11 protein-coding genes are annotated in these 13,172 nt (G+C 30.8%); 10 read left to right on the top strand and 1 reads right to left on the bottom strand.

Features of this window, described 5'->3' with window-relative positions:
• The 4 genes from J8L88_RS20265 to J8L88_RS20280 all read left to right on the top strand — a co-directional run bounded on the left by J8L88_RS20265 (position 1) and on the right by J8L88_RS20280 (position 3,543).
• Positions 1-1,104 (top strand): helix-turn-helix domain-containing protein, encoded by a 1,104-nt coding sequence (locus tag J8L88_RS20265; protein ID WP_118388728.1) that lies wholly within the window; start codon positions 1-3, stop codon positions 1,102-1,104.
• Between the two features lie 18 nt (positions 1,105-1,122).
• On the top strand, positions 1,123-1,956 hold the full coding sequence (locus J8L88_RS20270) for a DUF2911 domain-containing protein (protein ID WP_211061682.1): 834 nt from the start codon (positions 1,123-1,125) through the stop codon (positions 1,954-1,956).
• 98 nt (positions 1,957-2,054) lie between these two features.
• Positions 2,055-2,522: a CYTH domain-containing protein gene (locus J8L88_RS20275; RefSeq protein ID WP_211061683.1), complete on the top strand. Its 468-nt coding sequence runs from the start codon at positions 2,055-2,057 to the stop codon at positions 2,520-2,522.
• A 115-nt stretch (positions 2,523-2,637) separates the two neighbouring features.
• Entirely contained in the window at positions 2,638-3,543 is a 906-nt protein-coding gene (locus J8L88_RS20280) for a transporter (protein WP_211061684.1), read from the top strand.
• Between the two features lie 56 nt (positions 3,544-3,599).
• Here the strand turns inward: J8L88_RS20280 and pbpC are convergent, their stop codons facing one another.
• A complete protein-coding gene (gene pbpC, locus J8L88_RS20285) occupies positions 3,600-5,927 on the bottom strand; it encodes a penicillin-binding protein 1C (RefSeq protein WP_371813708.1) in 2,328 nt (775 codons plus the stop codon).
• 320 nt (positions 5,928-6,247) lie between these two features.
• Between pbpC and J8L88_RS20290 the strand changes: the two genes are divergently transcribed.
• The 6 genes from J8L88_RS20290 to J8L88_RS20315 all read left to right on the top strand — a co-directional run bounded on the left by J8L88_RS20290 (position 6,248) and on the right by J8L88_RS20315 (position 13,101).
• A complete protein-coding gene (locus J8L88_RS20290) occupies positions 6,248-8,518 on the top strand; it encodes a response regulator (protein ID WP_211061686.1) in 2,271 nt (756 codons plus the stop codon).
• A gap of 194 nt (positions 8,519-8,712) precedes the next feature.
• Positions 8,713-10,254 carry a response regulator gene (locus J8L88_RS20295; RefSeq protein ID WP_211061687.1) on the top strand — a complete coding sequence of 514 codons (1,542 nt, stop codon included), beginning with the start codon at positions 8,713-8,715 and terminating at the stop codon, positions 10,252-10,254.
• A 191-nt stretch (positions 10,255-10,445) separates the two neighbouring features.
• Entirely contained in the window at positions 10,446-11,045 is a 600-nt protein-coding gene (locus J8L88_RS20300; protein WP_147404049.1) for a hypothetical protein, read from the top strand.
• A gap of 41 nt (positions 11,046-11,086) precedes the next feature.
• A complete protein-coding gene (locus tag J8L88_RS20305; RefSeq protein ID WP_211061688.1) occupies positions 11,087-11,605 on the top strand; it encodes a hypothetical protein in 519 nt (172 codons plus the stop codon).
• A 9-nt stretch (positions 11,606-11,614) separates the two neighbouring features.
• Entirely contained in the window at positions 11,615-12,454 is an 840-nt protein-coding gene (locus J8L88_RS20310; RefSeq protein ID WP_118388714.1) for an AraC family transcriptional regulator, read from the top strand.
• An 89-nt stretch (positions 12,455-12,543) separates the two neighbouring features.
• The gene (locus J8L88_RS20315) at positions 12,544-13,101 is read left to right on the top strand and encodes a YbhB/YbcL family Raf kinase inhibitor-like protein (protein WP_211061689.1); all 558 of its coding nucleotides are present in this window, start codon (positions 12,544-12,546) and stop codon (positions 13,099-13,101) included.
• Positions 13,102-13,172: the final 71 nt, after the last annotated feature.

The following is a 13,172-nucleotide window of genomic DNA, read 5'->3' on the forward strand; positions in this document are numbered from 1 at the left end:
ATGCAGACATTCCTAAATCAACTTGTCTATTTTGGATATTTTCAAAGCTTGTTTTTGCTATTTATTTATATTTTTTCTAGAGAAAAAAGAAAAAACATCAATAAGTATATAGCATTTCTAGTGTTGGTACTTTCCATTGGGCTAACAGGACGGGTTTTATATATTTCAGGTTTTTTCGGTGATAATTATCGATGGGTTATTTTTTCAGAATTTTCAACACTATTATTTGGAGCTACTATTTATCTCTTTACACGATCTAGTTTATTAAACCAACCTTTTTCGTATAAAGAATTACTTCATTATTTACCTGCTGTGGCATATAACATTGGTGTTACTATCGCATTTATAATACCATCGGATAAGGTATTACAAACTAGAAATACAACAGGAGAGCAATTTAAAATCACTTTAGTCTTTATTGCAATAGGTTTACTATTCAATATTACATATTGGGTTATGAGTCTCAAAATTTTTCTAAGATTTAAAAAAGACATTCAAAATGAGCTAAGTTATCATATCAAATCTCAATTCTTCCTTAATTTTCTAATTGCGATAGGGGTTTGTTTGGTCTGTTGGTCTATCATGTTTATTAATTGGCTTCTAGACTTGGAGTTATTCAATAGAACAAGTTGGCAAGTTATCTGGATAAGCATTGCGCTAATAATATTATTTATAACTTTTTATGGTATGAAAGAACCTGATTTATTTAAAGTTCCTTCACTACTTAAACCTAAAAAGTACGCGCAGTCCAAACTATCTAATCCAGAATTGGATAATTTAAAATCTAAATTGGAGCATTTAATGATAGATAGAAAGCCTTACTTAAATAGAAAATTACTGAAATCAGAACTGGCTGAAATGCTTGGAGTGAGTAATCCAGAGATAGCTCGTTTATTAAATGAACGTATAGGAATGAATTTTTTCGAATATGTAAACTACTATCGAATCAAAGAATTTATTGCATTAGCAAAAACTGATCAAGCAAAAAACATGACCTTTTACGGTCTTGCTCAAGAAGCAGGTTTTAATTCTAAAACTACATTTAACAAATCATTTAAAGATTTAATGGGTACTACACCAAAAGAGTACTTCTCAAATCTATAATCTTATTAAAACAACATCATGTTCAAAATATTTTTATTCAGTATAATTACTGTCGCGACTGTGAACGCGCAACTTAAAGTTCCTGCACTAAGTCCATCTTCTAAAACTACACAAACCGTTGGATTAACAGAAATTGAGATCGAATATTCTCGACCTAGTAAAAGAAATCGAATCATTTTTGGAGAAAATGGTATTATTCCCTTTGGTGAGTTATGGCGTACAGGTGCAAACGCTGCTACTAAAATTTCGTTTAGTGATGATCTAACAATTTCTGGAATAGCACTAAAAAAAGGGTCCTATACTATTCTTACTAAACCCAACGAATCTAATTGGCAAATATATTTATACACTTATAAATCAGGAAATTGGACTACTTATGTAAATCAAAAACCTATAGTAAGTTTTACAACCAAAACCATTGAAAAAAAGGAGGTCTCAGAATCATTTTTAATATATATAGATACCATCACTCTTGATAGTGCCGAACTAGTTTTTTCTTGGGGTACCATAAAAATAATACTACCACTAAAATTTAACACACACGAAAAAACAATGTCTAATATAGAGAAGGTACTTTCTGGTCCATCAAATTTTGATTATTTCCAAGCGGCATTATATCTGCACGAGACACAAAAAGATCTAAATACTGCATTAAGTTATATCCAAAAAGTTACTAAAGCAGAAAATCCTTTATTCTTTCAAGTATATCGTGAATCATTAATCTTGGCTGATATGGATAGAAAACCTGAAGCTATCGCGGTAGCTCAAAAATCTCTGGAATTATCAAAAAAAGTAGGAAATAAAGATCTGATTAGATTAAATGAAAGAAATATCAAAAAATGGTCTAAATAAGGGCTTTTTTAAATTTCTAGGTGTAGATTTGAAAATAATAAATTTTTGTAATTTTCAAATCTACTCTTTTAGAGAGAAGATACTATTATACAACATTAATGATTGAAATTGAACGCAAATTCTTACTAAAATCTACTTCTTTTAAAGATATAGCTCAAAAAAAAACCAAAATATCTCAAGGGTATCTAAATTCTAATCCCGAAAGAGCCGTAAGAGTTCGAATCAAGGGAGAAAAAGGTTTTTTAACTATCAAAGGAAGAAGTAATGATTCGGGTACTTCTCGCTTTGAGTGGGAAAAGGAAATTGATATCAAAGAAGCGCAAGCGTTATTAAAATTGTGTGAAAAAGGTATCATCCAAAAAACCCGATATGAAGTTACAGTAGGAGATCATACGTATGAAATAGATGAATTTTATGGCGAAAATGAGGGTTTGATTCTAGCAGAAATAGAATTATCTGATGAACATGAAAAATTTCAAAAACCAGATTGGTTAGGAAAGGAAGTTACCGGAGATTCTAAATTCTATAATTCGCAATTAAGTAAGCATCCATTCAGAAATTGGTAAAAAAAAGGTCGTAAACTGACTATTTTTCAATTAACAAATTTGTAACATTTTTAAATGTAATTAAAGGAGAATTATCCCCGTCTAAGGAGGATTATTAACCATTAATAAAATATTTATGTTACACAAATCTAAAAAGTCTCTTTTAGAGACATTACTCGTATTATGTCTATCTACTCCGATAGTTGCACAAACAGAAGTTAGTGGATTCTATCCACAAAAAAATGAGCTCACCATAGCTCCTAGTTATTCCTACAAACAATATGATCGATTCTACCGAGGCAATGAACTTACTGATGGAAATCCAGCAGGGTTGGGTGCAATATCTTCATATATTGTGAATTTATATGGAGAATATGGAATCACAAATTGGTTATCCGCTTCTCTTAATATGCCATATATTTTTATAGAAAGTGAAAATGGAGAACCAGATCCTGTTCAAGGAACTTCTAGTGTTGAAGGGATTCAGGATCTAAGTATATTTATAAAAGGAAGAATACTAGAAAAGAATGTGAAATCCTTAGGAAGATTAGGATTAGGTGCTGCGGTTGGAGCTAGTATTCCTGTCGGCAATTATGAAGCAGAAGGTGTTCTGTCTTTGGGGAATAATGCAAATAGTATTCAAGCAAATGTTTTAGCACAACTAACGACGAATGTTAATTTTTTTACAGAACTTCAGTATGGATATAGTTTAAAAGATAATAGTGATTTTGATGTACCCAATGCTCAAGTATATGGCATTAAGATTGGATATTTTAACAGTCATTTTTATACCCACGTACAATTAGCCGTACAGGATTCTATGGATGGATTAGATATCGGAACGCCAGAATTTGTTGAAGCTGGCGGTCCTCGAGCGCTCCCTCAAACGGAGGTTGATTACACCAATTTAAATCTAAATCTATACATCCCTCTATATAAAAATGAAATAGGTGTCTCTACAGCTTATAATCACAACTTAGATGGTCGTAATTTTAACAAGGAAACTTCTTTTTCTTTTGGTTTAGTTTACAAACCATTGTAATCAATTATTGATCAAAAGAATAAGTTTATATCTAGTTCAAAAATTAGGATATAAACTTATTCTTTGATCTCTATTTTCTTCTTTAATTCGTTCCCATTCTCGTCTAATACAGTTATAACATGTTTTCCTGGACTTGGCTGTACTGGCATTTCATGAAATTGCTTGGTAACCCCCACAAAATGATTATCGATATACCAAAACACTCTTGTCTCTGGTTTCGTGTGAGCAATTTTTAAAACTACTTCGTTTATTTTACCATCAAACCCTTTAGGTAGATAAACACTACTATTACCTTTCGGAAAGATAAAAGCCATACTTGCCAATAAATCAGTACTACAATCAGATCTAAAAGGAGGTAGAGATCTATAATCTGCATGCTTATTTTTATAATAATACGCTTGCAAAGGTGGTAATACAAACCAAGGTTGATGTATCATTCTATCAACAGATTCACAGGAAGAATTAACTCTGTATTCCTCTACAGGATCTAAGTGAACTAATTGATGATAAGGGCAAGGTTCGGTTTTGGTTCCTGCCAATGGGACATAGACATCTTTAACAGGACATTCTTTTGACGCTAAAAAACCGCTTTTATCACAAACTTTGGCCATTACTAAATCATCATAAGGTATGGGAAACCAATTAGAATTAGGTAATAAATTCACCACATCAAATAACAAAGGTGCTGCAGAATTTAATCCGGTAAGATCTGGTCTTCCTTCTCCGTCTGCATTACCAATCCATACTCCTACGACATAATCTTTACTTGCTCCGATAGCCCAAGCGTCTCTATTTCCAAAACTCGTTCCTGTCTTCCAAGCAATTTCTCGCGATGAATCATAAAATTCCCAAGCCTCATCCCCTTGAGGACGGTTAACTTTTTTCATAGATTCAAAAGTTAACCAGATACTTCCTGCTCCTACAACTGGTTTTTGTTTCACTTTTTTTCCGAAATCAACTTTTTCATTTGCTAAAATAATTGGTTCTGTAAATTCATTTGTAAAATATTCACTAGAAGAGTTTTCATAATGATTAAGCGTACCCGAATATCCCGCGTACGTTTTACATAAATCCCAAAGATTACCTTCTGCCCCACCAACAATTAGTGATAGACCATAATGATCAGCACTATACTTAAGATCTTTAATCTTAAACACACTTAATTCATCTCGAAAACGCTGTAATCCATATTTTTGTAATAGTCGCACCGCAGGTATGTTTAAAGACCTAGCTAACGCAGTACTAGCCGACACTGCTCCACTAAAAGTTTCATCATAATTCATAGGAGTATATCCAGCAATTACAGTAGGCACATCAGATACCAGTTGCTCAGGTAATAATTCCCCTTTATCCATCATAGCAGCATATAATAAGGGCTTGAGTGTACTTCCTGTACTTCTTGCAGCTCTAATAACATCTACATCTTTTTGATGCACCTTATCTGTTGGTGAATTACCTACATAACTCATCACTTCTCTAGTATCAACATCCAATACCAATACCGCCATATTATGTACTTCATTTTGACGTAACAATGTATAATGCTGTCCTACTAATTGATTTACTCTTTGTTGCAAAGATCTATCAATAGTCGTCCGTACCCTTTGCCCTCTATTCGTATGAGCAACACGATCTAATAAATGTGGTGTTTCTTGCGGAAGACGATATGGTTTTTGAGGTAAAGATTCGCTTATGGATAACTCATAGGTTAGAGAATCAATAACTTCTTTCTCTAATAAGGTTTTCAGCAATCTATTTCTTTTGCGTAACAATTGTACCTGATTTTTTCCAGGGTAAATTAATGATGGAGCATTAGGCAAAACTGCTAAAGTTGCGCTTTCTGACCAAGATAATTGATGAGCTGGTAATCCGAAATATCTCCAAGAAGCCATATCGATCCCTACAACATTACCTCCAAAAGGGGCATTGGAAGCATATAATCTTAAAATCTCTTTTTTAGAAGCTCCAAATTCCAATCTTGTAGCCAAAATCAGCTCTATCAATTTCTCGAAATAGGTTCTCTTTTTCCCTTTTCGAGAAAGTCTTATGACCTGTTGGGTAATAGTACTTCCTCCTCGAACTATTTTGCCAGCTTTTATATTTTCACTAATAGCTTCAATCATCGAAACTGGATTAAAACCGAAATGCTTATAAAATTGTTGATCTTCAAATGCTAGAATACAATGTTCAAACTTTTTAGACACACTATCAGTTTCGGGAAATCTCCATTGTCCATCCTTTGCAATTTTAGCACCTAATAACTCACCAGATTTGGTTTCTAAAACGGTTGCCGTAGGATTATTAAATAATGGTTTTGGTAAGGAAAAATAATACCAAATAAGAAAAACTCCAATAAGAAAAAATTTCTTAGGATGCTTCTTCACATAATTTCTGAATCGGCTAAACAATTTTCTTACAATTAGTAACAACGCCGAAATTTATATAAATGTCTTTAGATATCCGAAAAAACCATACTAAATAAATTACAATAACGACTTAATTAATAATTACAACAAATATACTTGCTAAAAAAAAGCGTAAATCTCCCCGTTTAATCAAAAATTAAGAGTCTTCGACACTGAATTTTCTCTTAGATCTTAACAAATAAACCCCATAATTTTATTAAATTATATCACTCTTAAAAACAATTAGCTATGATTACATTGGCTAAATGATTAAAAATATTGGGGCTTAGAATGTAAAAATGAAATTATATAATGCGACTAAATATGTTATTGCATCGAGTATAATCATTTTTAATAAAAGTTATTTTACGTTGAAAAGAAATCCAATATATATATATTTTGTCTTTATTTTTTCACTTGCCTCTTTCTCACAAGAAAAGCCTCTATTTGAGAAAATTGATACTTTAGATGTTTTATTACGAACTTCGGAGAAATTAAGAGTCGCTAATGATATGTACGCCTCATTAGAATACGCTTTTAAAGTGGTTAATTATGCTCAGGACCTAGGACATAACCACTATTTATCACACGGATATTTATTGATGGGAACCGTACAATATGAAATCATTGACTATGAAAATGCTACGAAAAACTTTCTAAAGTCATTGGAATATACGGAAAAAACAAAAAATAAAGTTCTTTTACCATATGTACTGAACAGTTTAGCAAATGTATATTATGATGGTAACAAGGACTATGAGAATGCTTTAAAATATTATAAAAGAGCTGTTAAACTAGGAAAAGGAAATCCTCATATCCAGCAATATCAGATACCATTACATAATTTAATATGGACATATATGGATCTAGACAGGTTTGATGAAGCTGCAATATATTTAAGAGAAGCCGATAGTATTGACAGTTCAATTCCGGATAGTGTGCAAACAGATCGAAGTTCGCTTTACCTCTTAAGAGCGAGAAATTATGCTCATAATAACGACATTATAAGAGCTGAGGAAAACTTCGATAAATCCTTCGAATACTTAAAGGATGAAACGTATTGGCCAAAAGGAAAAAGTTACTTCTATCGATATAGATCAGAGATGTATGAAAAGATAGGTGATCATACAAAAGCAATTAATGACCTCAAGTTATTGAATGAAAATGATCAGAAAGTTTTTGAAAATGCAAGATCTAAAACCGATGAGACTACCAAAATGAGGTTTAAAGTAGATCAATATGAACAACAGCTAGCAATAGCAAAAAGAGAGAAAGACCTATTATTAGATATAGATAAAAACAACAAAAAGATTATTTTTATTTCCACTACGGCACTTTTATTATTAGCAGGCATAGTTTTCTTCTATTACAGAGGATATCGATCTAAGAAAAAAATCTCCGAAATATTAGAATTTAAGAATATTGAACTATCCGAAGCTAAATCTCAAGCTGAACAATTAAGTAAAATTAAATCCCAATTTATTTCTACTATTAGCCATGAACTGCGAACTCCTCTATACGGAGTGGTAGGTATTTCCTCTATTTTACTTGAAAATGACGCTAAATCAGAGAAAGATAAAAAGCTACTTAATTCACTTAAATTCTCAGCTGACTATTTACTTGACTTAGTGAATAAAGTTTTAAAGGTTAGTAAAATTGATTCGGAAGAAAAGGAACTTATCAAAACACCAACAGATTTATTTTCATTGTCCCAAAATATATTACAATCTTTTGAATATCAGTCTCATAAAAAAGAGAATGTCTTGATTTTGGATCATAATCACAGTATCCCAAAATTACTTTACATAGATGCCTTAAGAATATCTGAAGTTTTAATCAACTTAATCGGAAATGCTATTAAATTTACCCACCAAGGAAAGATTTGGCTTAGGGTTAAGCTACTATCAACCGATGATAAGACCGTTACCATAAGATTAGAGGTAGAAGATACTGGAACTGGTATACCTGAAGATCAAAAAGATTATATTTTCGAAGAATTTTCTCAAGTAGGAAGTGTTTATGATAATAAACAAGGAACTGGTTTAGGGCTTTCCATTGTTAAGAATTTGGTTCAAGTAATGGGTAGTCAAATTTATTTCGAAAGCAAAAAAAACATAGGATCTCTATTTTATTTTGATTTAGAATTAGACATTGCCGAAAGCTTAAATGATCTAAACAATCAGTCCGAAAATAAGGAAAGTACAACTAATATTTCTGCAAAGATTCTTGTTGCAGAGGACAATAAAATCAATCAATTAGTAACTAAAAATCTACTTAAGAATATTGGATGTAGTTGTATAATGGCAGAAAATGGAATAGACGCCGTACAAATTCTAAAAAAGGAATCTTTTGATTTAATCCTAATGGATATTAATATGCCCATTATGGACGGAGTTCAAGCTACAATAGAAATTAGGCAATTTGATACTACTACTCCAATAATTGCATTGACAGCTTCAGAGCTTAGTGAAGTCTCTGATGAGTGTAAAAAAGCAGGAATGAATGATCTTATCAATAAACCATTAAACAAAGAAGACCTAAGAAACTGTATTGCAAAACATCATAAATAATTTTTAACTAAAATTTCCCCAAAAAATTATATTCTTATAAAATATTAGCGATAAATTTGCAAAAGCTCTTTAATTATATTTTTACAGTAAAAAAATTAGGGGTTTGACATAGTTAATTGTTTTATTATAAACCCCTTTGTATAAGATAAAAAAAATACCCGCACAAATTACTCAATTCAAAAACTCAACTCCCCTTGAAAAAAATTACATTATTGTTTGCAATAATTGCACTCCCCTGCATATTATTCGCACAATCCAGACAAGAATTTAAAAACACTAATGATTTAACCCTTTTAAACAAATTATCCGATAGCTCAGAATTTAAAAAAGAAAAAGAGTTTCTACATAGCATTCAATCCAATATTCACGAAGTAGAAAAATACAAACGTCAACTAAAAGTTAGTCAACGAGAAAAGGATTTATTGGTTAGTATTGATAAAAATAACAAAACGATCATATACATAACAATTATAGGACTTATACTAGTGTTTGGTGTACTATTCTTTTACTTTAGAGAATATCATGCGAAAAAGAAAACAAGTGATATTCTAAAACTAAAAAATATAGAATTATCTGAAGCAAAAAATCAAGCAGAAACATTAAGTAAAATAAAATCCCAATTTATTTCTACTATTAGTCATGAGCTAAGAACTCCTTTATATGGTGTTGCGGGAATATCTTCTATGTTATTAGAAAACAAAGAACGACCAGAAAAAGATATAGAATTATTAAATTCTTTGAATTTTTCCGCCGATTACTTACTTAGCTTAGTAAACAAAGTTTTAGATGTTAGCAAAATAGACTCCGAAAAAGTAAACCTAATAAATTCTAAAGTAAACCTACTTTGTCATGTAAAAAGCATTATAAAAACTTTAGAGTATCAAGCTTCTCAAAAAAATAATCAACTTAAGCTAGAGTATGACCATATTCTTCCGGAAATTATCAATATTGATACGATCAGAATTTCTGAAGTATTGATTAACCTAATTAGTAATGCCATTAAATTTACGGAAAATGGGACCATCTGGATTAGAACAAAGCTTATAGATAAAAAAGCAAATACCGCTACCATACGATTCGAAATACAGGATACAGGTATAGGAATTCCAGAAGATCAAATTGCATATATTTTTGAAGAGTTTACCCAATTAGGGAGCGTCTATGATAACAAACAGGGTACTGGACTAGGGCTACATATTGTCAAAAAAATATTAAAACTAATGGATAGCGATATACATTGTCATAGTGCAAAAAATATTGGCTCCAATTTCTTTTTTACTATTACTGTTGGTATCCCTGAGGATTCTTTTTCGGAACCAAATAATGATGATAATATAGACATCTCAAATTTATTTCCAACAAAAATACTAATTGCAGAAGACAACAAGATCAATCAGATAGTAACCAAAAATCTACTAAAAAACATTCATTGTCAAAGTACCATTGCAGAAAATGGTCAGGAAGCTTTAGAAATATTGCGAAAAGAAACATTTGACATTGTTCTTATGGATATTAATATGCCAGTATTAGACGGTATGCAAGCAACACTAAAAATTAGAGAGTTTGATACCTCTACTCCAATTATTGCATTAACCGCTTCTGAGCTTAGTGAAGTAGAAAAAGAATGTATAAAAGCTGGCATGAATGACTTAGTAAACAAACCCTTAAACAAAAACGATCTAAAAGACGTTATTTTCCGAAATCTGACGATTGATAGTATTGACATTAATAATTAATGCATTTCACAAAACTTTCTACCTAGAACTATATCATTTTGTTAAATGCGAAATTTTAAGTTATTTTTAGAATCTATAATTGAAATAGCCATAAAACAATACATCTTTGTAAATCGTTATAGACAATGAAATAAGGTGATAGATGTTATAATATTATTATAACTTGATTGGCATTCTTTAAAGAAACAATCTTGATACGCTCTGTTTTAATAATATTATTTATCTTCTTTTACTCATCGAATGTCTTTGCTTGTAGTTGTACATTTGCCTGGAACGATTCATTTAGTAGAACTATAAAAAACTCGGAGTTCGTTGCTTTAGTCAAAATAATTTCCTTTGACAAATACCTTGACGAAGATATCTTAGGTCATAATGGTAAAATGCCATATTCAATGACTGTTGAAATAATAAAAAAATATAAAGGCAACGAACAACGAAAAAAAATAAAAATATTAGGAGATAATGGTATGTTATGTCGACCATACTTATCTAACTTTAAAATTAACAGTTATTATTTGGTTTCGCCTAATGCATTGGATAATTCTGCAAACACTGAATATGACTTTTTTTCCTGTAGAACAGAATATTTAAATGTAGACATTGATTCAAACGTAGCTCTAGGAAACTATTCCCTGATTAGAAATCAAATTAACCTTGATAAGTTTGAAAACAAAGTAAAAAATGGAGATTGGGATATCTTATTACTTAGTTTAATTTTAAGCTCAATAATTCTACTATTACTATTTATGCGAAGAAACATAAAACGAAAGACCAATAGAAGTTCTGACTAGTAACGTCTTTCGAAGCACCTAAGAAATAAATCAAACAAAAGATGATGAACAAAGTATTCTCAATATTCGCGCCCATTATTTTACTATTAATTTTAAGTTGCAAAGACTCTAAACCTGATAATTTTAATCAAACCACAAAACAAACAGTTGACATAGAACAAGAAAAAAAAGCTATACTAAAAACGCTAAATAATGAAACCAAAGCTGCATTTAACAGAAATTACGAAAGCTGGAAAAAAACGTGGGTACATGATCCAAAAATAACAAAAACTTATATCAACTTTACAGACAGTACTTTTTCGGAGTCTGTGGGTTGGAATAAAATAAGCTTATATGTAAAAACTTTTATTGAGGAACATCCAGAACCTGAACCTATACCAAAACTACTAAAAGACATAGACATACGTCTTTACGGCAATGGTGCTTGGGTAACATATGAATTAAAGGACTCTTTACGTGGACTAAAACGTGAAACAAGACTTATGGAAAAAATAAATGGGTCCTGGAAAATTGCTGGTATGCAAACCACTATTTACGGATTTGAAACCAATCATAAATAGTTTAACTTAATGAAGACAGTCACGCTACCGGATCAATTAAACCTAAATCCTTCTATATCGATTACTGTTTTTGCTTATGAAAGCAATAAGGAAATAGATAAACAACAAGTCTTACTAAATAAAAATACATTTAGTTTTCTTCAGGAAGGTAGTAAAGAAGTATTTTTTGATAACTCTTCCTATGCAATTGATAACTCTCAGTTTTTATTAATGAAATCAGGACATTGTTTAATGACTGAGAAACTTTCTAATGATTCAAAATTTTATAAAAGTATTTTACTATTCTTTTCTGAAGAAGAAGTATTAAAGTTCATGCGAAAATTTAAACTTCAAGCTCCAAAAGCCAAAAAGTTTTACTCTACATATTCAATTAACTATGATGACTATATACAGAGATTTGTAAACAGTCTCTTGGATATTTCTAAGCTCTCTAGTGCTATTCAAAATAACATTTTACGTACGAAATTTGAAGAAATAATGCTATATCTTATTGAGCAAAATGGAGTAGATTTTTTATATTCTTTAATTAAAAACAATGATAATCAAACGCAAAAATTCATACAAACTGTTGAGAGCAATACATTAAATAAATTAACATTAAAAGAACTTTCTTTCTTATCTAATATGAGCGTATCCACTTTTAAGAGAGAATTTGAAAAACAGTTCCATAGTTCACCTAGTAAATGGTTTCTGGATAAAAGACTTGAACATGCTGCTTTTCTATTAAAAAATAAATCGAAACGTCCGTCAGATATATTTGAAGAGATCGGATATGAAAATCTTTCTAATTTTATTCAAGCTTTTAGGACAAAATTCGGTGTAACTCCAAAACAATATCAATCAACTTGAGCTTTTACCAATATTTTTTGAACTAAACTCAATACAGAATATTACCCTTCACATCATAAATTTGTTCTTGAAATTAAAAAACAAATATTATGAAAACATCGAATTTAATATTAGCAGTTATTATTACTTTTTCAAGTTCAATTTTTGGTCAAAATACATTTACTTTATCTAGCAAAAATTTGGGTGGTGAAGCCACTATTAATGAAGAATTTAATGGTTTTGGCTGCACTGGTAAAAACCAATCACCACAATTATCTTGGAGAAATGCTCCCAAAGGAACCAAAAGTTTTGCTATAACTATGTATGATCCAGATGCTCCCACAGGAAGTGGATGGTGGCATTGGGTTGTATTTGATATACCCACAAATATTAATGAATTAGTATCTGATGCAGGAAACACTAAATTAAAATTAGCACCTGACGGAATTATTCAAAGTATTACCGATTATGGAACAAATGGATATGGTGGTCCTTGCCCTCCAGAAGGGCACGGTTTACATCAATATATTATTACAGTTTATGCATTAAAAACAGATACTCTTGGATTAAATGAAAATACTAATCCTGCTGTAGTTGGGTATTATTTATGGAATAATACGCTTGCTAAAGCAAGCATCGTGGCATACTATCAAAGAAGCAAGAAATAAAACTATTTATAATTATATATGCAAGCCGTTAGACTTGCATATATAATTATTGTGATGATAAAACATCATCT

It is taken from the genome of Aquimarina sp. MMG015 (genome assembly GCF_018100855.1).
GTDB classification, from domain to species: domain Bacteria; phylum Bacteroidota; class Bacteroidia; order Flavobacteriales; family Flavobacteriaceae; genus Aquimarina; species Aquimarina latercula.

Coding starts and splice junctions, on each gene's coding strand:
- J8L88_RS20265 (WP_118388728.1), top strand. CDS start 1: ATGCAGACATTCCTAAATCAACTTGTCTATTTTGGATATTTTCAAAGC.
- J8L88_RS20270 (WP_211061682.1), top strand. CDS start 1,123: ATGTTCAAAATATTTTTATTCAGTATAATTACTGTCGCGACTGTGAAC.
- J8L88_RS20275 (WP_211061683.1), top strand. CDS start 2,055: ATGATTGAAATTGAACGCAAATTCTTACTAAAATCTACTTCTTTTAAA.
- J8L88_RS20280 (WP_211061684.1), top strand. CDS start 2,638: ATGTTACACAAATCTAAAAAGTCTCTTTTAGAGACATTACTCGTATTA.
- J8L88_RS20290 (WP_211061686.1), top strand. CDS start 6,248: ATGAAATTATATAATGCGACTAAATATGTTATTGCATCGAGTATAATC.
- J8L88_RS20305 (WP_211061688.1), top strand. CDS start 11,087: ATGATGAACAAAGTATTCTCAATATTCGCGCCCATTATTTTACTATTA.
- J8L88_RS20310 (WP_118388714.1), top strand. CDS start 11,615: ATGAAGACAGTCACGCTACCGGATCAATTAAACCTAAATCCTTCTATA.
- J8L88_RS20315 (WP_211061689.1), top strand. CDS start 12,544: ATGAAAACATCGAATTTAATATTAGCAGTTATTATTACTTTTTCAAGT.